23 protein-coding genes (1 of these 23 cut by a window edge) are annotated in these 24,344 nt (G+C 42.2%); 1 reads left to right on the top strand and 22 read right to left on the bottom strand.

Features of this window, described 5'->3' with window-relative positions; all coding sequences use genetic code 11:
- From ligA to EHS13_RS00890, 10 genes are all read right to left on the bottom strand, one after another.
- A protein-coding gene (ligA, locus tag EHS13_RS00935) for an NAD-dependent DNA ligase LigA (protein ID WP_155698504.1) crosses the window boundary here: on the bottom strand, positions 1 to 484 show its start. The gene continues 1,553 nt to the left of window position 1, outside the view; the window shows 484 of its 2,037 coding nt (coding positions 1–484); it begins with the start codon at positions 482 to 484; its stop codon lies beyond the left edge, outside the window.
- Positions 485 to 512: 28 nt separating this feature from the next.
- On the bottom strand, positions 513 to 2,819 hold the full coding sequence (gene pcrA / locus EHS13_RS00930) for a DNA helicase PcrA (protein WP_155698502.1): 2,307 nt from the start codon (positions 2,817 to 2,819) through the stop codon (positions 513 to 515).
- Between the two features lie 86 nt (positions 2,820 to 2,905).
- A complete protein-coding gene (locus EHS13_RS00925) occupies positions 2,906 to 3,601 on the bottom strand; it encodes a heptaprenylglyceryl phosphate synthase (protein WP_155698500.1) in 696 nt (231 codons plus the stop codon).
- Positions 3,602 to 3,796: 195 nt separating this feature from the next.
- Entirely contained in the window at positions 3,797 to 4,456 is a 660-nt protein-coding gene (locus EHS13_RS00920; protein ID WP_155698499.1) for a carboxylesterase family protein, read from the bottom strand.
- A 30-nt stretch (positions 4,457 to 4,486) separates the two neighbouring features.
- On the bottom strand, positions 4,487 to 4,810 hold the full coding sequence (locus EHS13_RS00915; protein WP_155698497.1) for a DMT family transporter: 324 nt from the start codon (positions 4,808 to 4,810) through the stop codon (positions 4,487 to 4,489).
- 7 nt (positions 4,811 to 4,817) lie between these two features.
- Entirely contained in the window at positions 4,818 to 5,612 is a 795-nt protein-coding gene (locus EHS13_RS00910) for an HAD family hydrolase (RefSeq protein WP_155698495.1), read from the bottom strand.
- Positions 5,593 to 7,161: a CehA/McbA family metallohydrolase gene (locus tag EHS13_RS00905; RefSeq protein ID WP_155698493.1), complete on the bottom strand. Its 1,569-nt coding sequence runs from the start codon at positions 7,159 to 7,161 to the stop codon at positions 5,593 to 5,595. The genes EHS13_RS00910 and EHS13_RS00905 overlap by 20 nt, the downstream gene beginning before the upstream one ends.
- 3 nt (positions 7,162 to 7,164) lie before the next feature.
- Positions 7,165 to 8,532, bottom strand: a complete 1,368-nt coding sequence (locus EHS13_RS00900; RefSeq protein WP_155698491.1) for an extracellular solute-binding protein — start codon at positions 8,530 to 8,532, stop codon at positions 7,165 to 7,167.
- 32 nt (positions 8,533 to 8,564) lie between these two features.
- Positions 8,565 to 9,410 (bottom strand): carbohydrate ABC transporter permease, encoded by an 846-nt coding sequence (locus tag EHS13_RS00895; RefSeq protein ID WP_155698489.1) that lies wholly within the window; start codon positions 9,408 to 9,410, stop codon positions 8,565 to 8,567.
- A 20-nt stretch (positions 9,411 to 9,430) separates the two neighbouring features.
- Positions 9,431 to 10,267, bottom strand: a complete 837-nt coding sequence (locus tag EHS13_RS00890; RefSeq protein WP_155705180.1) for a carbohydrate ABC transporter permease — start codon at positions 10,265 to 10,267, stop codon at positions 9,431 to 9,433.
- 276 nt (positions 10,268 to 10,543) lie between these two features.
- Here EHS13_RS00890 and EHS13_RS00885 point away from each other — a divergent pair, with 276 nt between their 5' ends.
- Complete coding sequence (locus EHS13_RS00885; RefSeq protein WP_155698468.1) at positions 10,544 to 11,083, top strand: GbsR/MarR family transcriptional regulator; 540 nt, start codon at positions 10,544 to 10,546, stop codon at positions 11,081 to 11,083.
- A 70-nt stretch (positions 11,084 to 11,153) separates the two neighbouring features.
- Here the strand turns inward: EHS13_RS00885 and EHS13_RS00880 are convergent, their stop codons facing one another.
- The 12 genes from EHS13_RS00880 to EHS13_RS00825 all read right to left on the bottom strand — a co-directional run bounded on the left by EHS13_RS00880 (position 11,154) and on the right by EHS13_RS00825 (position 24,337).
- A complete protein-coding gene (locus tag EHS13_RS00880) occupies positions 11,154 to 12,089 on the bottom strand; it encodes an RpnC/YadD family protein (RefSeq protein WP_155698466.1) in 936 nt (311 codons plus the stop codon).
- 145 nt (positions 12,090 to 12,234) lie between these two features.
- Positions 12,235 to 13,221, bottom strand: coding sequence for a PHP domain-containing protein (locus tag EHS13_RS00875; RefSeq protein WP_155698465.1), 987 nt, complete (start codon positions 13,219 to 13,221; stop codon positions 12,235 to 12,237).
- 16 nt (positions 13,222 to 13,237) lie between these two features.
- Complete coding sequence (locus EHS13_RS00870) at positions 13,238 to 14,059, bottom strand: alkaline phosphatase family protein (RefSeq protein WP_155698463.1); 822 nt, start codon at positions 14,057 to 14,059, stop codon at positions 13,238 to 13,240.
- Complete coding sequence (locus EHS13_RS00865) at positions 14,060 to 14,878, bottom strand: DeoR/GlpR family DNA-binding transcription regulator (protein ID WP_155698461.1); 819 nt, start codon at positions 14,876 to 14,878, stop codon at positions 14,060 to 14,062. It abuts the gene before it with no gap.
- Between the two features lie 3 nt (positions 14,879 to 14,881).
- On the bottom strand, positions 14,882 to 15,919 hold the full coding sequence (locus EHS13_RS00860; protein ID WP_155698459.1) for an ABC transporter ATP-binding protein: 1,038 nt from the start codon (positions 15,917 to 15,919) through the stop codon (positions 14,882 to 14,884).
- 21 nt (positions 15,920 to 15,940) lie between these two features.
- Positions 15,941 to 16,741, bottom strand: coding sequence for an ABC transporter permease (locus EHS13_RS00855; RefSeq protein WP_227013741.1), 801 nt, complete (start codon positions 16,739 to 16,741; stop codon positions 15,941 to 15,943).
- Positions 16,738 to 17,592: an ABC transporter permease gene (locus EHS13_RS00850; protein WP_155698458.1), complete on the bottom strand. Its 855-nt coding sequence runs from the start codon at positions 17,590 to 17,592 to the stop codon at positions 16,738 to 16,740. The genes EHS13_RS00855 and EHS13_RS00850 overlap by 4 nt, the downstream gene beginning before the upstream one ends.
- A gap of 84 nt (positions 17,593 to 17,676) precedes the next feature.
- The gene (locus tag EHS13_RS00845; RefSeq protein ID WP_227013739.1) at positions 17,677 to 18,846 is read right to left on the bottom strand and encodes an ABC transporter substrate-binding protein; all 1,170 of its coding nucleotides are present in this window, start codon (positions 18,844 to 18,846) and stop codon (positions 17,677 to 17,679) included.
- A 187-nt stretch (positions 18,847 to 19,033) separates the two neighbouring features.
- Positions 19,034 to 20,512, bottom strand: a complete 1,479-nt coding sequence (locus EHS13_RS00840) for an MDR family MFS transporter (RefSeq protein ID WP_155698456.1) — start codon at positions 20,510 to 20,512, stop codon at positions 19,034 to 19,036.
- 136 nt (positions 20,513 to 20,648) lie between these two features.
- Positions 20,649 to 21,770: an immunoglobulin-like domain-containing protein gene (locus EHS13_RS00835; RefSeq protein ID WP_155698454.1), complete on the bottom strand. Its 1,122-nt coding sequence runs from the start codon at positions 21,768 to 21,770 to the stop codon at positions 20,649 to 20,651.
- 186 nt (positions 21,771 to 21,956) lie between these two features.
- Positions 21,957 to 22,946, bottom strand: coding sequence for a DUF4340 domain-containing protein (locus EHS13_RS00830; protein ID WP_155698453.1), 990 nt, complete (start codon positions 22,944 to 22,946; stop codon positions 21,957 to 21,959).
- Positions 22,943 to 24,337 (bottom strand): GldG family protein, encoded by a 1,395-nt coding sequence (locus EHS13_RS00825; RefSeq protein WP_162462915.1) that lies wholly within the window; start codon positions 24,335 to 24,337, stop codon positions 22,943 to 22,945. Before EHS13_RS00825 ends, EHS13_RS00830 begins: the two co-directional genes overlap by 4 nt.
- Positions 24,338 to 24,344: the final 7 nt, after the last annotated feature.

The following is a 24,344-nucleotide window of genomic DNA, read 5'->3' as shown; positions in this document are numbered from 1 at the left end:
GAGCAAGGATACTTTCTCCAATAACTCCATTGCCACGGGTAGCCGCTTGCACTAAATCTCCATGCTCATAGGTCAAATTCAGAGACAGTCCATCAAATTTCAGCTCAACTGCAAATGATAGCGGAGGCAGTAAATCATCTGGATGGGCCGCATTATACTGCTCCCAAAGCTTTATAGCACGTGTATGCCAGGTCTGGAGATCGGTTATATTCTGGGCTTTATCCAAGCTCCAAAGCTTAGCGCGGTGTTTATAAGATTCAAATCCATTTAACAGTGCGTCTCCAATTCTCAGTGAAGGAGAAAAGGGCAGAGTAATCCCTGTTTCTTTTTCTAAGTTAGTCAACGAATCATATAAAAGATCATACTGCTTATCTGTTAGTTCTGGCTGATCCAACGTATAGTACAGCTTGTTATGATGATTAATTTCAGCAATGAGCTGTTTCATCTGCTCTAGCTGCTGCTCGGACGCTTGTATTTCTCCCATCTAATCTCCATCCTCTTCAACAATGTATTCAAGCCTTGGTTATGGGTGCAAATTTGGCCAACAGCCTTTTTACTCCTACAGGTGCCGGAAAAGCAATATTGAGCTCCATATCCTCACCCGTGCCTTTAACAGCTACAATAGTGCCTGTCCCCCACTTGTTATGAACAACTTTGTCGCCATTCCTGAAATCGGTCACTCCATTTACAGTCGCAGCTACCATCGGAGTTGAAGTTACCGGCCTATTCGTATTAATACTTGTCGACGACTGTCCGAAAGTGCTTCCCGTTGCATTTTGCCCAAAAGTACGCGCTTGTCCCAATCGATAAGAAGCGCCCGCTCCTCCTCCGCCATAGCTTTCTTTACCCCGTGAAGGCGACTCTTTCACTTCATCAGGGATTTCCTTCAAAAAGCGAGAAGGCATATTGCTGTTGGTTTTACCAAACAAAGTTCGCATCCGTGAGCAAGTTAGAAACAATTGTTCCTCTGCTCGAGTGATGCCAACATAAGCTAGCCGACGTTCCTCTTCCATTTCTTCAGGGTCTGCCAGTGTTCGGCTGTGAGGAAATATGCCTTCTTCCATCCCTGCAATGAATACAACCGGAAACTCCAATCCCTTAGCGCTATGCATTGTCATTAATACAACTGAATTGTTGTCAACGGCTACCTCGGGATCCTTGCCCATCAAATCAATGTCTGCAATTAAAGCTAGATCTGTTAAAAAAGCCAGCAAGGAGCGGTCTTCATCTTCATTTCGTTTCTCAAATTCTTGGGTAACCGAGAGAAATTCTTCTATATTCTCTAAGCGCGATTTGGATTCTAACGAGCCTTCGCGGATTAATTCAGCACGATACTGAGTTTGCTCCAGCAGCTGCTCGGCTAGCTCTGTTACGCTTATATACTCCACCATACGATATAAATTGCTGATTAAATCACAAAAATCACTTAAAGCCTTCTTCGTACGTGGACTAACCTCAAGCTCATCCAAATGATCCAACAGCGTTTCAAAAATAGATTGGTCCTTCTGAAGCGACAATGCGATAAGCTTATCCACGGTTGTATCGCCAATCGCCCGCTTCGGCACATTAATAATCCGCACTAAACTAATATCATCATTCGGATTGGAAATTAAACGTAAATAGCCGAGAATGTCCTTGATTTCTTTACGGTCGTAGAACTTAATGCCGCCAAAAATCTTATAAGGAATCTCCGACTTGATCAGAATTTCCTCTATAACCCGAGACTGTGCATTGGCGCGATATAGGATAGCGTGATCCAGATATTTTTTACCATTGGCTATGCTCTTCTTAATCTCTGAGGTAATAAAGTACCCTTCTTCATGCTCGGTATCTGCTTGGTAGAGCTGGATTTTGGCGCCTTCGTCCTTGCTGGTCCAGAGATTCTTCGGTTTACGGCCTGTATTGTTAGCTATGACTTTGTTCGCTGCATTCAATATATTCGAGGTAGATCGGTAGTTTTGCTCTAATAGTATCGTTGTGGCTTCCGGATAATCCTGCTCAAAATTCAAGATATTCGTGATATCCGCTCCACGCCAGCCGTAAATCGACTGATCTCCGTCACCTACCACACAAATACGATGATGGCGCTCTGCGATCATTTTGCACAGCATATATTGGGCCCGATTCGTATCCTGATACTCATCCACGTGGATGTAAAGAAACTTATTCTGATAGTGCTGGAGCACTTCGGGTTCCTCGTTAAACAATTGAATCGTCATCATAATTAAATCATCGAAATCTAGCGAATTGTTGCTTTTAAGCTTTTTTTGATAGAGTTTGTATACTTTGGCGGTAATGTCCTGCATATAATCACCGATTTTATTGGCAAACTGCTCGGGTGAGATTAGCTCATTCTTGGCTCCGCCCATGGCGGCTTGGATGGCTTTGGGTTCAAACTTCTTCGTGTCGATGTTCAATTCTTTCATGCAAGCGCGAATAACCGAAAGCTGATCCGTGGAATCCAGTATCGTGAAATTATTCGTAAATCCAATACGCGAAATATCTCGGCGCAGAATACGCACACACATGGAGTGGAAGGTGGAAACCCAGATATCTCTTGCTGAATTCCCAACTAGCTGTCCAACCCGATCCTGCATTTCACGTGCTGCTTTATTAGTAAAGGTAATGGCGAGAATACTCCAAGGCGCCGCCTTGCCAGAAGCAACTAAATAAGCAATCCGGTGGGTCAGTACCCGTGTCTTGCCACTGCCTGCTCCAGCCATGATTAATAGCGGCCCACTTACCGCCTCTACCGCTTTTTTCTGTTCCGGATTTAATTTGGATATCGACTCGTATATATCAATTTGCGCATTCATCATATATTATCCTTTCTAAAATAAAGAACTACCAATAAACAAACGTTTGTTCTATTATATGACAGTGCCGTTTAGGAAACAATCCTCATTTATAAGGTTACTTTCACTGCCGCCACTGTTGCGATAGCTTGCTCTAAATTATCATAAACGACATTGCCTACAACTATGGTATCCGCTGCAGCCGAAGCTTGTAGGGCTTTTTCTGGACTATCAATGCCGCCCCCATAGAACAGCTGGGCACCTTGTATAACCTTCGCCGCTTGCTGTACCCACTCCATATTACCAAACACACCACTGTACTCCATATAGAAAATAGGCATGCGGAAAAGCTTGTCTGCCATTCTTGCATACGCCATGATATCTTGTTCAGTTAAATTGCAATCAGCCTCCGTTAAAGCGGCTGCGGTGCAATTCTCGTTTAGAATAACGTAGCCTTCAGGAATCATTTGCTCCCAACGAAGCAATGACCCGTAATCTCTTAATGCCCGTTGATGCTGCCCTGTGATCCACTCCGTATTCCCTGCATTCAATACCACCGGTATAAAGTACAGATCAAAGCCAGGTACAATAGCTTCTGTTGTCGAAATCTCAAGAACACACGGAAGCTCATATCTGCGGATGCGTGATAACAGATCAACGGTATTGTCATAGGAGATATCCGAAGAGCCACCTACAATAATCGCATCTGTACCTGATAAACAAACCCGCTCCAAGGCATCATCGTGCAAAGAACGCGCTGGATCCAGCTTGAATACATGCTTCCAGCCTCGTATTTGTAAGCTCAACGAAATGAGCCTCCTTTATAATTGAATAGCTTAAGTATACCGTTTTCTGCTACATGATAAAAGTAGCATTCGTTTTACAATAAAAACACATTTCAGGAAAATATCATAGGGTATATTTCGGAAACATTATACTGGAAAGAGGCTACCCTTCAAGTAGATAACTCCACTTGAAGGGTAGCCTCTTAATAAGAATGTTCATCTATTGCTTGTGGAATGCTGCAGAAACCACTCGTATAGCTCGGGATTGTCGTAAGTCTCTGTCCAAGCATCATGCTTGACTCCTGAGTAAATGGTAAATTTCACATTACCACCGCAGGCTAATAAAGCTTCCACCATGGATTCTGAAGCCTTGAACGGTACAACGTCATCGTCCGTACCATGGAAAACCCATGTGGGTACATGCTCTAAGTATTTCATGGCGTCCGTATCGCCTCCCCCACAAATAGGGGCGATAGCTGCAAATCGTTCCGGGTAATGAGAAGCGAGGTACCACGTGCCGTATCCTCCCATGCTAAGCCCCGTTAGATAGACTCGGCTTGAATCGATCTCATATTCATTTTGAATTTTATCCAGCAAAGCTATCAATGTTTCATTTTCGGCCATCCATATGGAATCTTCAGGACAAAGAGGCGAAACGGCGACAAAGGGAAAGCTATTGTCCCGCTCGACTACCAGGGGAATACCATAATGCTTAATGGCGTCGAGGTTATCTCCCCGAGCTCCCATTCCGTGTAAAAAGAGGATAAGCGGCCATTTTTTATCTAGCTCTCCGTATCCTTCAGGTAGGTGCAATAGATAGTTAGAGGTTAGTGTTTTCGTGATTTCGACTGACATTTGCTGTGCAGATTGAAGCATATTAGTAACATCCCCATTCCGTAAATAGGTTCAATGAGCTTTGCTGCTCATATTTAAGCCAATAATTCCAATTACAATGATTAAAATCCACATGACTTTCGTTACGTTGAAGGGCTCATGAAAATAGAAGTAGGCAACCAGAGCAATCGCTACAATCCCCACACCTGACCATGTGGCATAAGCAACACTCATCTCAATATATTTAAGCGCGTGCGACAGCAGGAAAAAGCTCAGGCCGTAAAAAACCAGTAAAAATAAGGATGGCCATAAATTCGTGAAGCCATTGGATAATTTCATGGAAATCGTACCCGACAATTCGAACAAAATGGCTAGAAATAACAACCACCACCCCATTGTTAAATCACCTCTCGTCCTCGCTACACGTTATTTCCAATTGCTCATAGTCATAAATTCTTACGTCTGCTTCGGTCAAATCCATGGAATCGTGATTGGAGCTTGTTTGGGGCAGTATGCCAATGGTTAAGGCTACACCTGCCGCCTTCCCCATGTACATATCGCCATCCGTATCCCCAATGATAGCAACCTCAGAAGGTTTAAGCTGCAGTCGCTCGCAAGCCAGCTCCACCATTTCGCTATTTGGCTTACCCAATATCACCTGGTCATGACCAATCACCGTTTGGAAAAAGGCACGAATGCCCATCCATTCCAAATGCAGCTCTGCTGACGTTGTATCATCTGCAGTTACCACAGCCAAAGGCAGCTTATGCAAACGGCATTGCTCCAGAAATGGGAGCAAACCAGCTAGTGCTTGAGCTGGACGAAGCTGGTTCATCTCAGCATCTGTTGTTTTTTGTGATGCTTGGGCTATAAGCATGGCCTGATGCCATGGCAAACCGAATCGATAAGCATGCCAGCAAAGAATCGCTAGGATATCATTGGTTGTTGCCATGGCTAATGGTCCAGAACGATCATAATCGATTATCGCTCCATACTTATCATATACAATGCCAAATATTCGTTGAGCCCAATCTTCTGGTATTCTCACTTGGCAGTTAGCCAGCTGATCTTGAAAATGATAAAGCAGCCTTTCACACCATTTCCCCCAGAAGGTGATGAAGCTCATAAGCGTGCCGTCTTTATCGAACAATAACCCGCGAATCGGGTAGCTTCGCCCTTTAATTGTTAGCTCTATCATCCACAACACCTTCTACTGCTTCTGTTTTCCAATTAACGAACTCAGACCAAAGCCTTTTCTGAGAAATTGGAACGCCGCAATAAAATGGATTTACTAAAGCCAATAACGCCCTTTGCTCATCGCGAACTTCAAGTCGAATCCAATGAAAATCCTCTAAATTCCATGATAAACTGTATGCATAGTTCATTTCATTTATATCTATGTTTTCAATATGAGTTTCTTTGCCATCTATAAACCAAATTAAGTAAGAGCCTACTGGTGCATCGGTTACTTGTAGACGATAAGTAAGCTCGCTAAGTTGCTTCATATCATTCTCTTGGTTGTTGGATAAGTGATTTAAAATTTGTTGGCCTGGTAAATAATGCCTGCCCGCTGATTCCAATACTGGAGATAATCTTGGTCCTCGGCTCATGTAGCTATGCCCCTGTTTTGCTGCATTAATTATCTCATTCGCCGTTAGCTTATCACACCAAACAAAGGTTGTAGGGTCTCCTACCTCTGCAGATTTCCCACCCTCCACATAGCTCTCTCCAGCAAGTAAATGAAGATCACTCCCGCCAATTCCCCATAATAGCTGGCCATTTGCCCATAGCTCATCCCATACACGGATGGCTTGCTCAGTCGCCTCTACATTATCTGGATAGGTGGGGTCGTTCCAAAGCTCAATGGTGTCAAACTTCTCCATCGGTGTTTCTTTAAACTGCCATTCATAAGGAATTAACATGGGATGATTCAAGCTGCTGATTGCACCTTGCTGTCTAACCTCATCCAATACGCGATTCATGCCTTCTTCTGTTTCCATAATAGGTACCGATTTGTTTCCGACAAAATCAATCCATTCACTTAAACCAATAGCATTAAAATGACCCTTGGAGGAAGTGATCTCTACGCCAGGGATAACCAAAAGCGATGTTACTGGCCATCCTGTGGTCATAGCGTTATGCTCGGTTATAACAATAAAATCAAGCCCGCGCTGGACGGCTGCTTGAGTAAGCTCTATGGGTGTCCGTTTGCCATCAGATAGCAGCGTATGCATATGAAAATCCCCTGCAAACCAGCTTGGCATCTTAGGCAAAGATAAATTTCTCTTTAAGCTAGCTTTATATTCACGATTCCAATCATAAAGATTATAATGCAATTGCGCATCTGATTCTGTGTTTATCCACATTTGATCCCCAGTAATCGGCAGTGTACCTGCAGGGCAATCACCTATTCCAGCTGTCACTTTCAAGCTAAATGAAAGTGAATTTTCTGCTGGGAAGCCAACGATATGCAAAGACCATAACCCTTGCGGAATAATACCAGGAACCGAACCGCAGCTTGATAAAGCTGCGGTTGGACCTACGACAATACGTGTTTTGCTGATCATTGCGTAATATTGTGCTCGGATAGCACCTTGGGAGTCGGTCAGATAAAATTGAAATTGATGCTCTCTAACACATTGGATATCTATAGCCAGCCACTCCGCCGCTTCTGTTAATTCAAAGCTTTCTCTTGCATATTGCGGCTGAGGGCTATTTCCTGATGTAGATTCAAGTAACCATTGCATTATTTACTTGCCTCCTAGAGCTTTATCCAATTCCTTTTGAGCAATCTCTTTAGCTTCTTTAAGTGCTTTTTCTGCCGGGATATTTTCAATTTCGACTTTATCTTTAGCAATATTCAAAGCATCTGTAATTTTCCCGCCTGTAGGATCATTAAACGGAGCTGAGCCATGCTTAGCTTGCATCAATGGAATTTGGCTTTGTGGATTAGCTTCGCCGAAAGCTTTGAAGGTTGCGTCTTCTAAAGCTGATGTACGAACTGCGATGTAGCCTGTGTTCATGGACCAAAAAGCGGTGTTCTCCGTGTTGTTAAAGAACGTCAGCCATTTGTAAGCAGCTTGCTGTTCCTCTGGGCTTGCAAGTGCTGGAATACCAGCCAGTAAAGCTGTTGCTGCCGGTTTTGCTTCATGACCTTCCCATGACGGCTGCTCTAATGCGCCAACTATGTTGAAATCCAAATCGCCTTGATCGCCGCTTGATCCCGTGTATCCCGCTGCTGTTCCTTTCATCACATCATCAATCGTTTTATACCAATATTCCCAGCCTTGTCCGCCAGAATGAATGCTCATGATTTTATCCTTGTGAATCCAATCGCCAAACGCGCTCCACGTTTCAATCCATTCCGGGGAATCAATTAAAAGCGTCTTGCCGTCGTCACTAATTACTTTTCCACCTTTACTAAATACGGCATCGATTAGGTTTTCTTGACCCCACATCGGCTCCCAGCCAATTACCTTGCCTTTTTCTTTCTCCGTAATTTCCTTGGCAACGGACGCAACGCCCTCCCATGTTTTCATACGGTTAAGATCAATCGCATTGCGTTCAAAAATAGCTTTATTATAATAAAGCAGCTGTGTCGTGCCATACATAGGCAAGAAGAATTGCTTACCATCGACCAGACCTTGCTCTAAAAATGTCGGAATGAAATCAGGTTTATTAAAAGCTGTATCTTGTGCAATCATTTCATCCAATGAAATGAAGTAACCTTTTCTTGCCCAGTCCATATCGGCTACAAGAACGGCTGCCGGTACTTTTTTAGCGGCTATGGCAGCTTGAAGCTGTTTTTTGGATTCTGTGTAATCCGGTTGTACAATTCCTTTAACGATAACTTCTTTTTGAGATTCATTAAACTTAGCTATAAGCTTTTCCACGTTCTCACCTAGCTTACCGCCTAGTCCATACCAGAATTCGATGGATACGGGTTCTTTTGCCGCTTCTATCTCAGGTGTTGCTGTAGCTGCTGTTTCACTAGTAGTTGCTGCAGGCTGCTCACTGCTTGAATTATCTGGTGTTACGGTCCCTTTTTCACCACATGCCGCCAATACAAACATACACACTACCATTAATAGAACTGCCCAATTCTTTGTATTTTTCATTGGTATGGTCTCCTCCATTTATCTGATACTTACTATCCCTTATTTACTTCTACACTGTAGCTGACACCTTGCATAATGACTTTTTGAGATACGATAAATAAAATGATTAACGGTATAATCGTGATAGCACTTCCAGCCATAATGAGCGGCCATTTTAATCCGTATGCACCCCCTTCCACAAAAAAGCTTCTCAATCCAGCTGAAACGAGCCGCAAATCCGGGTTTTTCGTGATGAGGGACGGCCAGAAATAATTATTGTATTGCGAGATAAAAGTAATCAGAGACATCACCGTAATCATAGGGCGAGTCAACGGGATAAAAACGCTCCAAAGGATGCGAAAATGGGAGGCCCCATCGATTTTGGCGGCTTCGGCCAATTCCTTCGATATTTGCAAGAAGGCTGTCCGCATAAGAAATATAGAAAAGACACTAACGCTATTTGAGATGATAAGTCCGGTATAGGTATCAATTAAATGCAGCTTCGAGAGAATGATATAAGCAGGCAAATAGGTTGCTGTAGCTGGCAGCATATAGCTGATCAACACCACTCCCATAACTGTGCGGCGAAAAACGAACCGCATTTGGGTAAGGGCATAAGCCATCATGGATGAATTAATCACCTGAATGACCACAATCGTTCCGGCTACAAAAATACTATTCAATAAATAACGGCCAAAGGGTGCTGCATGCCAAGCATCGAGAAAATTTCCCCAAAGCGGGTGTGCGGGCCATAAGGTTGGCGGAAAGGCAAAAATTTCGTCATTGGTCTTCAAAGCGCTGGAAACCATCCAAAAGAAAGGAAAGGTCATCAGGACGCTGATTATAGAAAGAGCCAGATAATGCAAGGCACGCAATAGCTTTTGAGCGGATGTTTTCATCGAGGCAACCTCCATTCCGTTTATGAGTGATGAACCATTTTCCGGCTTACTAGCATGGAGCAAAGCGACAATACAATGCAGATAATAACCAAAACAATAACAATAGCTGAGGCATACCCCACATTAAATTGATCAAAGGCGGCTAGGTAATACATATACAGCAAGGTGCGGGTATTGCCCGAAGGCCCTCCCTGAGTCAGAACATTGATCTGATCGTAAGCCTGTAAAGATTCAATTAGCATGACGATAAATAAGAAGAAGGTGGTTGGCGAAATGACTGGCAGTGTAATATTAAAAAATCGTTGATATTTATTGGCTCCATCTAATTCTGCTGCTTCTTTTAAGCTTGGGGGCACGTTCTGCAATGCAACCAAATAAAAAACCATCGCCCAGCCAAGCAATTTCCAAATGGTGACGATCAATACTGAGAATAAAGCCCAATCCGAATCCTGCAGCCAAGCAATGCTTTTTAATCCAAACACTGACAATATACTGTTTGCCAAGCCTACCTTGGGTTCATAAATCCAGGACCATACAATGGATATGGCTACAGTAGGCGTTACCCAGGGCATGAAGATAAATAGCCGATATACACTTGTTCCGCGGAGTTTATGATCGAGCAATAAAGCCAGCATCAGACCGCCAACTAATACTGGGATAACACTACCTAGCGAAAAGAGTAAGGTTACTTTTAAAGTTTTATAGAATGCTGGGTCATGTAGGATCGAGCTAAAATTCTCTAAGAAAACAAATTCTTTAACCGGGCTCATGAAATCCCACGTTGTAAAACTTAAATAAAAAACATAGACCATTGGAGCTAACCAGAAAATAGTTAAAGGCACTAAAGCAGGCAGCATAAATATCAAGGACTGAGGTTCTCCAAAACGCTTCAATGTCTCACCACCTTATAATTTTAAGGAATTCAAAAATAATTCAACAGAACTTATTATAACGACAAATTTTGCTATTAATCACTTGTATTCAATTATTATTGTACACAAAGAGGGCTTACAAAGGGTCAACCCCATGTAAAATCAGAATAAAGCTTTTGTAAATCAGCCCAATTCATTTATACTAAAGAGAACGTTCTCATTAGCTAACATTCAGCAGCAAAGAATAGGAAGTGTCCCGTTATGTCCTCAGAACCAAATAATCCCTATAAGGACAAAAGAATGCAGCTTCGCCAGCAGGTGATTCATGCGATTTCAGAGACTATGGATTTTTATGGAGTAACAAGCTCTTATGGAGAATTATATGGGGTGATGTTTTTTGAGGATCGTCCGATGACGCTCGAAGAGATGAAGGTTGAAATGAATATGAGCAAAAGCAATATGAGCTATGCCATACGTTCTTTGTTGGACTCACAGATGGTGGTCAAATTGGAGGAAAAGCAGCAAAAACAAAATTTATATTTGGCGGAAGCCGATTTTTTTCGAGCCTTTCAGAACTTCCTCACGAAAAGCTTGGAGCGAGAGATCCAAGTAATGACCGAGACGATAGATAAAGTCATGCCTGATCTCAAGGAATTCGTGCTTGCCATAGATACACCTGATGAGGATCGCCAATTGGGGCTTAGAGACTTGCACAAGCTGATGCACGCGGCGAAATATTATGAATGGCTGCAAAAGTTTACTGATAAATTGAAGAATGGAGATTATTTTGAAAATGTTTAAATACAAAAAGAGAGGCTAATCTTCAAGTAGTTAATTCTACTGAAAAATTAGCCTTTTTATTTTGGATAAATTAAATTAATGATTGTCGCTTGTTATACGCTTCACTAACCAGCTTTTTGGCTTCAGAAAAATCAGAGTTTTGGAATAATTGGTCCGTTAGCTGCTCTAGAATATCTAGATCAGTTAAATGATCTATCTGTTCAAGCATAACCCTACTATCATCTCCAAAATGTGCTTTTAGGAATTTTTTAAGAATTTTTTGTTCCCCTTTTAACTCTCCATTTAGCTCCGCTGTCTTCTCCCAATTTGTCCTCAAATCCATAATTTTCTCCTCCTCATGTGGTTCCAACATTGCAATCTCCTTCTGAAGCTGAATTTCTTCTATGTCGTCTAGCTTTAAATATGTATCGAAGAATCCACTGATCAAACGCATCCGTGCCGGGTCCAAATGGAGCCGTACAAGCATTCGCAAAAACTCTTTTTTTACTTGTACGCGATCTTCCTTAGTATACCCCATTTTACTCAGGAGCGCAGCAGCTACAGGGTTATCTTGTTCTATGAAATCCCGCCAATTCTTTTTCCGCAGTTCAAGCTTAAAAAATTGAAAACTCAGAATCTCTATGAACGGCAACCTCATTACAAAATGATCTGGCTCCTCTTTCACTTGATCATAGCTGAAAATGACGATAGGAATTATTGGCTTGCGATACTTCGCATATAACCGACTGGAATAAATGAACATCCGTTCCGCAAACTTCTCCTGAAATTGGGCTTGAGATTCAAAATGCACAATAATCAATGCATCCTTATCCTTCAGCTTCGTTTCAATTAACACGTCCACTTTATGCACCTCCCCAACTACAACGTCCGTAAACACCTCCTCCGACAAGAAGGCTACATGATTGAAATCAATTGCTTCGTACACCTCTTGAAAAAACAAATCCATAAACTCTGCGAAAAAGGTACGCAGCAGCTCTTTGAAAAGCCGATCATGTTCTATCCTCACACTAAATCCCCTTCCTAACCAATTTTTTAAAAAACACAAAAAAAGCACCAACCAAATCATAGATAATCTACGTTTGGTGGTGCTTCCGCTGACTATATTGTACATAAATTTGTTTCTATCGTAAATGAGAATTTTCTGAGAGTAGCTATTTAATTGATAAGGTATATCTTTTACGATTTTTGAAATATACGATTTCCTGATAGCCGACACTTTCAGCAAGTCCCAGGGCTTCGTCCAATTGAGTGCCTATATCGTCAGGAAAGTGTGCATCCGAGGATAGAGTTATGGGAATCTGATGTTCAAAAAGAGTCTGAAGAAATAATGGGCTTGGGCACATTTCCTTAACTGGGTAACGATAAGCTAAGCCTGTATTGATTTCCGTTGCTAGGTTTGCTTTTTTTAGTGCGCAAGCTACTTCTTTATAGAAAGGCATCAGCAAGCTTTCATCAGGTCGATAGCCAAAAACCTTCATATTGTCCAAGTGTGCTATAAAATCAAATAAGCCGCTTGCAATGGCTTGCTGAACAACATGAAAATGCTTTTGATATAATTCTACTAGGTTTAAATGCTCGAACCGTTCCTTCACCTCGCGATTATCAAAGCCCCAGCCTTCGTTGAAATGCACGGCTCCAATAACGTAGTCGAGCTCGTATGGAGCAAGCAACGCTTTTAAATCTTCATCCGCTCCAAGGAAATAATCCGCTTCGACACCAATAGAAAGATCGTTTCGAGAATTTGCCACCTTACGAACGCCACTTAAAAAATCTTCAATCGAATAAGTACAAACCTTATCCAACCAGTTTTTCTGCAGCTGCCCCAGCAAACTGTCGTCCACCAGCATATATTTTTCATAATAAGCTTTAAATTCAACAAATCTGTAAAGGTGATCAACTAGTCCAAAATGCTCTATACCTTGAGCTCGACCTCTATCTAAAAACCGTAAAATCCACTCTTCCGAAAAACAACCTTGCTCAATTCGAAGGCTCAAATCCGTATTAATTCCTTCTATCCATTCCAAGGTATTGATTTTATCCACTGCAGGGTTGGTTGCACTCAGCGCTTGTGATGTACGTTTCAGCCACTCCAAGGAATAGGGTCCTTCTTCTAAATGAAAATGAAAATCTACCTTCATGCTGTGGTAAGTCCCTTCATATTTGGTTAAATCCTGGAAAGGATTCTCGCTTCATCCCAGCGTCAACGGGAATCGCAAGCATTTGGCAGATTAACGGAGCCATGCCAAGCTGCGGAATTACCTCATCGTATAAGCCTGGCTTTACTGCAGCACCGATACAAAATAAAGGCACATCTCTCTCCTCAGGAGTAATGCCTCCATGCTGGCCCTCGTCACTCATGCCATGATCGGAGGTTATGACGATTTCATAGCCTTGTTCCATCCAAAGCGGAAGCAATGAGGCTAAGATGCTGTCAGCTTCCATCGCCTTCCCACGGTATTCCTTCGAGCTACCGCCATAACGATGACCTATATCATCAATTCCCATGGGGTGAATGTATAAAAAATCCGGATCATGTTGACGTCGCAGCACCTCAGCATCTGCAAATAAATGGGTATCTGGATAGGTGTCGTCAAAATAAAATTTACCATGTTGGATTGCTTGTTTACTATCGTGCTGCTCACGATCCTCAATTCGATCAAAAGGGGCACGGTTATATAATTCACTAACCCAATAATAAGCTGCAGCAGCAGTTATTAGGCCTTGCTCACTAGCTATATGAAAAATACTTTTTTGATTGGATAGTCGCACGGTTTGATTTCCTGTAATCCCATTAACAGAGCTAGGTGTGCCTGTCAGTAGTACTTCATATAAGGGACGCGATAGGCTAGGTAGCTCTGATTTCACTTTATAGCAAGCTGCTTTGGATACTTCAAGCAGGTGATTTAAATACCCCATCGATGCTTTTGCCACATCATATCTTAGTCCATCCAATACAACCATAATGACCTTTGCCACTTAAATTTCACCTCGTTTAGAAGAATGAGTAGGTAAACTAGCCTGAATCCATTGTACGCGCTTTTCTTCCATTACAGGCTGCCACTCTGGGGGACAGCTCGTCTCAGAAATGATTACATCTGCCTTTTCAAAGGGAATGATATGGGCAAATGTGCTAATCCTAAGCTTCGAATGATCACCCAAAACAATTACCTCTTGCGCGGCCGCTGCAAAAACTCGTGACATCGCAGCTTCATTGACATCAAAATCCGTTATCCCATGAGTTAACGAAATCCCACCAACCGAAAGAAAGGCTTGATCTACACGAAATTGCAGCATCATTTGCTCACAAAGTGTGCCACTGATCGAGTGCTGCTCGGCATTAACTTCCCCACCTAGTAAGATGACCTTACCGGTAAATCGCTCCATGCTGATCGATTCCAATAAACAAGCAGCAACTCGCAACGAATTTGTTAAAATCGTCAATCTTTTATTCCCTTGAATCGACTTCGCAAGCTCTAAGGTTGTCGTGCCAATATCAATAACTATCGTGCTTCCATCCTCAATTAACTCGGCCGCCCGCATACCAATGGCTTTTTTCTCATTTGCATTCGTTTTTTGCCTAATGGTGTACGGGGCTTCATCATTTCTGAAGGTGGGTTGGACGGCTCCTCCATAAACTCGTTTGAGCTTTTCTTCCCGCTCCAGAATAAGCAGATCACGACGAATCGTTTCAGTCGACACATTCAATTGCTCGGCAAGTGAAAGGACCATGACCTTCCCTTCACGCTCTAAGCATTCCAAGATTACCAGCTTTCTTTCCTCTGACAAAATAGACAAAAATCACACACCACCATCAGCAAGTACTTTACATTCTTCTATAGGTAATCTCAGCTTAACTGTCATTCCTATTCCCAAGCCGCTTTTACCACTTATATTCAAAGCATCTACGGTTAGCTTTAAACCTTTTAAGTCTACAACATAACGCATAATATTGCCCAGCACCGTTGCTTCAGTGATCATACATTCCGCTTCAAAGCATGGAATCAAGTCCTCGATTGTTTCCAGTAAAGGGTAAAGACGCATGGACTCTGGACGAACTGCAAATTGCTTGCCAGCTAATCTAATGTCTCCATTCCATAACCTTAATTCTTCTATGCTAAGTATATTATAATTTCCGATAAACCGCGCAACAAATTCCGTTTTTGGATTCGTATAAATCTCTTCTGGAGTGCCCATTTGGACAATCTTCCCTTTGTACATGACGCAAACGCGATCCGACATCGTTAAAGCTTCTTCCTGATCGTGCGTTACAAAAATAGTCGTCATTCCTAGCTTTTTTTGAATGTTGCGCAGTTCAACTCTTAAATTGCGGCGAATTTTTGCATCCAAAGCACTCAATGGCTCATCCATCAGCATAACCTTCGGTTGATTAGCCATCGAACGGGCTAACGCAACTCGCTGCTGCTGCCCACCAGATAGCTCGTGCGGATAAGCATTCATTTTATTCGGCAGGTCGATGACTTGAATCATTTCATCCACACGCTTGCGAATGGCATCCTTGGGCATCTTATGCATTTTCAGTCCAAAGGCAATATTGTCATACACCGTCATGTTCGGGAATAATTCATAGGATTGAAATACCATTCCCACACCACGATCCTTCGGAAGATCAGCCGATATATCCCTGCCTTCAAGCATAATAGCGCCCTCTTCCATTACAGCCAGACCGGCGATACAGCGTAAAAGCGTGCTTTTTCCACATCCACTCGGTCCGAGCAGGGTTACGAACTCTCCTTTTTCTACATCTAGGTTTAAATGATCCAGCACCGTATCCGCTCCAAAATACTTGGTGACATTTTGTATACTTAACCGACTCATGAATACCGCCTCCTTTCGCTCTTAGTCTACTTTTGTCGTCCGAAAAATCCATTTGCTCATGCGCAGAATAAGAGCTGACAAAAGCAGAATCAGCACGAAATAACAGATAACCACTGCGCTTGCTAAATGACCGCTTTCTGCCATACGCCGATAAAGATAAATTTGAATCGTTTCAAATTGTCCGCCGACCAATAAATTCGTCAATACGAATTCACCAAAAAGGATCGAAAAGGACAATAGAATGGAAACCGTAAGTCCTGATAACACGTTTGGAATAATCACCTTATAAAAAGCCTGCCATTTACTCGCTCCCAGCAGCTGTGCCGCATCCATCAGTTCGATCGCTCTAACCGTACGCAGGCTGTTGCGGATCCCTTGATACATGTAGGGTAATATCGTTACAAAATAGGCTCCAATCAGAATCCAAATCGTCCCCGAAATCGCAATTGGACCCGATGAATACAGCTTGATTAAACCAACTGCTGCAACAACACCAGGGAGTGCGTAAGGAAGCAAAGCAATCAGATTAAGCACCCGTTCCCATTTGGGAAAATAGACGACAACAATAAAAATCGTCGGAAACAACACGAGAACATTTAATGCTACGCTTAGAAAACAAACCATAATCGTCCGCCAAAGAGCGGCCCCAAAACGCTTATCTGTAAGCAGATCTTGAAACCAGTGCAAAGACCAAGATTCCGGCAAAACCGTATTCTGCCATTCATTCGCAATCGAGTAAAGCAAGGTAGCAACCAGCGGAATAATCAAATATAACATAACGATACCGATAACCAGCTTCGAGAATAACCGATTCTGCTTCAAGAAATATCCCTCCTTACTCGCCGCATCAACCGCTCATTGATCCATAAAGAGAGCATCATCGTGACCCCTAACAACACAGCAAGCGCGCTGCCTAGCTCAGGATTGGTGATGACATTGCCTGAGATTAAAGAACCAATACGAATCGCCAGCAAATTATAATTCCCACCAACTAGTGCATATGCTGTTGCGTAAGCTCCCATGGAATTAGCGAAAAGTACCGTAAATGTACCTGCGATTGCAGGTAACAAAACGGGCAGAGCAATATAACGCCAGAACTGAAATGGACCCGCCCCCAGTAAAGAAGCCGCTTCTTTCCAGCCTTCGCGAATACCGTTGTAGATGGGGAAAAGCAAGAGTGTAGCTAGTGGAATCTGAAAATATACATAAACTAGGGCAAGTCCCGTCCAAGTGTAGAGATCAAAATCAGTAAAAACCGACCAGCCCCACTGCTGCGCGAGAATAGTAAAGATTCCGTTATTTCCCAAGAGAATAATATAAGCAAATGCCAGAGGAATCCCGGCAAAATTGGAGGTCATATTAGAAATCATAATCACTTTTTCACGAATTCCCTCGGATACTCTTGTGATGGCATATGCCACTAACAAACCAACAATAAGCCCAATTACACTGGAGTATAACGAGATCATCAGACTATTTTTGATGGCTTTTAGATAAAAGGGTTTGCTTAAAGAGGTTACATATTGATGCAAAGTAAAACTACTGGCATCCTCTGCATGAAAGCTATTCAGCAGCATAGCGACTGCTGGCGCCAGCTCAAAGATAACAATTAAGATCACAAAAGGCAGAAGGGCAACCAATAACAGCAGCTTGATCTGTTTCTTATTCTTCATGTTAGACTCCCTTACTTTAGTAAAACAATTATCCCCTCTGGATAGAGAGGATAATGGCTTCTACATGGCTGCAGTTAGCTAAAATTAGTTAAGCAAGACGGATATTTTATCTTCCCAAAGCTGTGGCAATGTTTTTGAAGTTTCTTCCCAGACTTTAAAATCCTTGACTGGTTTTACGTTTGCATATTGGTCTGCAGGAATCATTTTTGCTGCTACATCAGCTGGAAGTGTAACATCCGCACGAATTGGACGCGCAAAACCTTTTGCTAAATTAATCTGACCAGCGTCGCTTAAGATATATTCACGAGTAAGCTTAGCTGCGTTTGGATGAGCGGAGTATTTATTGATGATAGTTGCATAACCACTAACAACGCTGCCTTCAGTAGGAATAGCTACGTCAAAAGTACCGGTAGGAATTTGTTGCTTGTAACCAAGTGCGTTAAAATCCCAAACTAAAGCAACTTCAACTTCACCTTTTTCAAAATTAGCGATCTTCACATCGGATAGTGAAATGCGTTTCTGCTTAGCAAGCTTTTCAAAGAAATCAATACCCGGTTGAATGTTGGACTCATCTCCGCCAAAAGCGATAGCGGCAGCAAGAATAGCATTTTGCGCTTGGGATGCTTTAGCAACATCACCGATTGAAACCTTATAATCTCCAGCTAAAATGTCTGCAAAGCTTTTCGGAGGGTTCTTAACTAGCTTTGTGTTAGTAATGATTGCAATCGTTCCTGTATAGCCTACAACCCAGTTGCCTTCTGTATCTTTTGCCCAATCGGGAATTTTATCCCATTGTGTTGTTTTGTAAGGAAGTGTAACACCTTTATCCACGGCTACAGATCCAAAAGCAATACCCACATCGCCGATATCGGCTGTTGGTTTATCTTTTTCTGCATCAAATTTAGCAACCTCTTCAGCACTCGACATATCTGTATCGGTGTGCTTCAAACCATATTTAGTGTCCATGTCTTTCCAAGTATCCAACCAGTTAGCCCATGAATCCGGCATGCCTACACTGATTACAGATCCTTCTGCTTTAGCCGCTATCTCCAAATCTGCCAAAGATGAATCTCCTGCTGCAGCTACTGCTGTTGCGTCTGGTGTGCTGCCTGCCGATTCTGTTGGTGAATTAGCTGCTGTTGCTTCGGGGCTGTTTTCTGGACTGTTCGACATGACTGGATCCTTTTTACCACAAGCTGTAACGATGGAAAGCAGCAACAAAACCATTACCATGCTTAAAGCCATTTTCTTCATTATGAAATTCTCCTCTTTATCCTTTTTTGTGGTTTTCGTTGTTGTTGTATGTCTTTATGTTGTTTTTACCACTATTCCTATCATAAACAACATTTATCATCGCAATTTAAACTTGGGGTGAAGGTTTTGTAAAGCAAAAAAACACCAACCTCTTGTTAAAGGTTGGTGTTCTTGGATAATGGCTTATTTATATATGCTCTTTCACTACAGGTCGACCCTTAGGCAATGCTAGAATAATTAAAAAAGAAACCAGAGCAATCACAGCTATAACGATGAAAACTAAATGCAAACTAGACGCTAGTGCGCTTCGATAACCTTGAAGAATATTCTGCGGAAGCGTTGAAGCATATTCAGGGCTAAGTGCTTTATTCATATCCATTTGTAAAGCCAGATCCTTGGACATATGACGAACGATACCGGTATTAAGCAGTAGTCCAAAAACCGCAATTCCGATGGTTTGTCCCAAAGTACGCAAGAATTGATTCGAGGCAATTGCTATGCCACGGAGATTCCACCCGACTGCCGACTGAACCGAGAACGTCATGGTCGTAAATAAGAAACCAAATCCTAAACCAAAACCACCCATCAATACTGCCAAAACCCAATGCATGGGCAGATACGCAGATGCAATGGCTAAACTAATACTGCTGCAAATGATGAGCGTTATGCCCCATAATGTTATAGCTCTAATGCCGTATTTTGTAATAAATTTCCCGCATAAAGCTGCACTTAACGGCCAAGTGATCGTCATCGGCACGATAATCAAGCCCGAGAACGTCGCCCCTTCGCCATAAACTCCCTGCACCCATAAGGGTATATAGAAGCTAATGGCAACCAAAACAAAGCTAATGAGAAATCCAGACAAATTTACTACTGCAATAATCCGGTTGGAGAATAGCTTTAGAGGCAGCATGGGCTCAGGTGATTTCCATTCAATATAGAAGAAGATAATCCCCAAAATTGCGGAAATCGAGAATAAGCTAATTATCATCGGAGAATCCCATGGAAAGGCTGATCCACCCTCGAGCAATGCATACAAAAAGCAAGTCATACTTAGGGTAAAAGCAAGCGCTCCCCAATAATCAATATGATGTTTTTTACGCTCAAACCCCTCCTGTAAAGCAGATAAAATTAGAATTAAAGAAAGAATTCCAAAAGGTAAATTGAAATAGAAAATCCAGCGCCAAGACACATAATCCACCAGTAATCCACCTGTTAGAGGTCCCAGAATACCGGCGACTCCCCACATCGCACTAATTAGGCCTTGAATCTTAGCACGTTGTTCAAATTGAAAAACATCCCCTATGATCGTGAAGGTTACAGGAATGAGTGCCCCTGCCCCTATGCCTTGAATAGCTCTAAATATAATTAACTGCTCCATTGTCTGCGACAGACCAGAAAGAATGGATCCCAATAAAAAAACGACAGTTCCAATCATAAAGACAGGCTTTCGCCCAAACAGATCTGAAATCTTCCCAAATATAGGAGTTGTAACCACCATCGATAATAAATAAATCGAGACCACCCAGCTGATCTTCTGCACGCCGCCAAGATCACTCGCTATCTTGGGTATTGCCGTGCTGACAATGGTACCTTCAATTGCCGATAAAAATGTCGAAATCATTAACCCGATCAACACGATTTTAGTATTAGTTTTCTTTTGCATGCTGCACCTCTTGCTAAATTATAAACTTAAGTCGAGCCTAATTATAAGATAATCTAACAAAATAAGCGATTTTTTTTCAACAAAAAAAGGCTATCCCTGAAGTCTTTTTAGACTTGGGGACCGCCTCCCGATTTGCTTAAGGAAGTTGTTTGACTATTACTTGAAAGGTTTTTGAATCCACAATTCCGTTATTGGTGATATAGGCCGTTAAGGTGACTGTTGCATCACCTGTGCCATGAGCTGGGCGGCCAATAGCTGTACCATTATTTGAGATGTTCTGCGGATTGCTTGAAATCCATATTATTGTCGAGCCATAGTAACCTGTTGTTGGTAGACTTAAAGCTTTTGTTACTTGCGCAGCCGAATCCGACCCACCAAAGTTAATTTCAAGCGCTGCTTTATCAGCCGCTACTTTTTGATTGTCCGTCAATTGTTGCTTGATTGTAAATGGAAACAGCTTTGCGTCCGAGACTGTATTGGAACTAACAATTGCGATCATTAACACTACTACATCACTATTTCCCGTTGTAGGGCGAATAACGGTCTTGCCATCATTTGAGATAACGGAAGGAAATCCTGAATACCAAGTAATGTTAGAACCATTTGATCCTTTCGACGGAAGGGCAGCTAATGCTTGAGTAACACTATTCGCCGTATCCGTACCGTTAAATAGAATGTTAAGCGCTTCTTTATCTGCTGTAACTTTTTGTGTATCTGTTATAGCAACCGGGAACGCTTTAATCAATAAAGTAAATGTTTTACTTTCCGAAACTTGATTGATAGTGATCTTTGCCGTCATTATAACGGTTTCATCCATTGACGCTGATCGAACTACTGTTAATCCATTATTAGAGATAGAATTTGGTTTACTTGAACTCCAAGTAATAACCGATCCTTTCTTTCCTGCGGCTGCCAGTTTAATAGGTCCTGTTACACGTTGAGCAGAGTCATTGCTGCCAAAACCAATTTGCAACGCAGCTTTGTCTGCTAACACTTTTTGTAAATCGGTCATACCCTTATTATTATCATCTTTTTTACATTTTTGTTTATACTTTTCAATATTCTTCTCGATTGCCGCTTTTGCTTTAAGGTTTTTTTCTTTCTTTAGCGCATTAGCCAAGCTTGCTAGAACTTTACAATCTTTGACTTTCAAATCATGGGAATTCCTGTCTTGTTTTCCATGATCGTCCTTGGCCATTGCCGTACTGCCAAAAGTCAGTAACGCAATCACTAAGGGTATCGCTAACCACTTTTTCATCTTCATCTCTCCCAATCTAATCATTTTTTAAAGTAATACTAAAAAATTCGGATTGACTTGGAATTTTACGGAGGTTATGTAAAAATTTATTATTATGTTTAGCGCGCAATAGCCACAAATTATATGACCTCATATATGCAAATAGAACCGTGCATGATAAAAAATGCACGGTTCGAAATAGCTTGTTTATGGGGCTACTGTTGGGGCAATGGATGGTACTGGTGTTGCAGCAGGCTTGCTGGCATCAAAAGCTTCTTGTATGGAAGCTAGCGGAACCGAGAATGCCCATGCTCCACCTTGTTTAGCTATCCATACATTCTCTTTGTCTATTTTGCCGTTGAAGGTAGAAATAGTTGCTTTACCCGCTTCTGATTCAGTAATTGTAAACTTAAGCTCAGGAGCTTCCATCTTGACTTCTACTGCAGCTTTTGGCAGTTCTGCGGTTGAAAGTGCCACGACTTTATCGAGAAGCGCTGTACCTTCTTCTGCTTTCCTGTCTTTACCGTCCAGCTTCCATGTTGACTCGAAAACGGTTTTGTCGGCTTGAGCCTTTTCCAATAACCATTTGCTGCCTTTCCAATCCATTTGGATGCTATTCACATTATCGTACGCAACCATTACCGCATTTTTGTTAACAAAATCCAACGGTTGCTTGTTTAAACCTTCTAAGAGTGATTCGGTCACATCGAATATTTTAGGTGAGTCAGCAAACTTAGCATACACATGTCCTTCGATGGGCAGCGGACTGCCGATGAGCAGTTTTTTAGTCGAACCGTCTTTTAAGCTGACTTGATAAAACTGCTTGGGCTCCGCAAGACCGTAATCAGCAAGGCTTGTAGCATTTTCTTCTACTATGCCTTCATATGTTAAGGCTGCAAAAGCTTCATTCCAGCTATCTACGCTAAAAGAGTTGATTGGATAAGCCGTTGGCTTAAGCATCTCCCAGCCCGCGTCCTTTTTAGTCAGCTCTGTGAGATCATAAACAGCATCCGGACTCTCCGAGCTTGCAGCATTTTTAGCTTGAAAAGAAATGGCTTGAATATCAGCCGCTGCCAGCGTGAAGAGCTTTTTCTCATCCACAACCGTTTTATCCTTGAAAAAGTTTTGACTGGAAGCATACCAAAACCCACCTATACAAACGATAACCAAGATTAGTGTAGGAAGCAGTCGCTTCATCCTTTACGCCTCCTCCACCAAATGCCGCCTCCGAGTAGTAGAATCAACAAAGGAATGATAATTAGCGAAATATATTGTATGACTCTTCCTTGACTTGGGCTGATCATAGCTTGCTGCGGCATATCCACTAAACGCGGACGAATCGTAAGCTGATCCTTCTGCTCCTGCAGCCAGCCAACGCTGTTCATGATAAAATCATTGTTGCCATATTGGCCAATCAAATCATTCTCAAACATAAAAGAATTACCGATTACAATCGCTTTAGGTTTACCGTCTTTATCTTGAATGGCATAAGCTAGATCCAAAGGACCTTTGGGATCGGTATCTTTTTCCGCCACATCTGCTTGAGTTAGAGGCTCTTGCGATGTGAATCGGGAGATATTAGTCTTCCCATAGGAATCAGCGGTCGATTTAAGCAGGGCTGTAGATTGATAACTGGTATTGGCTGAATCCGCTGTTAAACCAAGCGCGCCTTGAAGAATCGTAACTATATTCTGTTCCATCAGCTTATCAGTAATCGCATGTGATCCATATTCAGGTACGATGGTGAATGGATCTCCTGCTTTTGAATTATTCTCAATTGCCAGAGAAAGCTGATTCTTAATGCCTAATGTGTTTAAAATAGCATACCAATTTTTCCACTTATCCATATCAGGTACTAGATTAAGCCCGAAAATTAGTTTGCCTTTGCCTTTTACATAGTCTTGTAATACTTTAGTTTCTACATCACCGAGATCCTTCTGAGGGGCTAGTAATATTAGGGCTTCTGCATCGGTCGGAACCTGAGCAGTTCCCACTAAATTAAAGTCCTTCACTTCATACCCTGCTTGCTGCAGGCCTTGAGTAAAGGTGCTGGCTGTCTCAGAGGTTAATTCCCCGTGCCCAGTAATCAAATAGACAGGATGCTTAACTTCAGTAGACAAATTAACTATCGCTTGGGTGAATTTCTGCTCCCCGTTAAAGCTTTGAGCGCCAGTCGTTTGATCCTGCAAATAAATATCGGAAGGATTTACAAGATTGGTTTTACCATCAATAACGAAAACAATCGTGCTGTACTGCGTCACATTGTATTGCTTGGCAAGGGCAGGTTTTTTAACCAAATTAACCTCTTCATAGGTTAGCTTGCTGTTTAGCTTATGGTAAGCACTAAGCATATCTGTAATCTCTGGATCCACTTCACCGCCTTGATTGGAAAAAGCCAGTACATGTACATCCTTTTTTAACTGCTGCATGGTCGTTTTGGTTTGATCCGATAATGTGAACTTTTTATCCTTGGAAAAATCCCACTGCACACCTTTCAACGAATGAAGAAAGATCGTGAGCACGATAAAAATACCGATAACGGCCAACGAAAGCACTACAGCATTGGTCCCTTTAAGCCAGTTTTTCAAGCGAATC

Origin of the sequence: Paenibacillus psychroresistens, from assembly GCF_009728935.1 — a bacterium.
GTDB classification, from domain to species: domain Bacteria; phylum Bacillota; class Bacilli; order Paenibacillales; family NBRC-103111; genus Paenibacillus_AC; species Paenibacillus_AC psychroresistens.
Note: the sequence above shows the minus strand (reverse complement) of the source record. Positions and strands in the feature narration are given on the sequence as shown.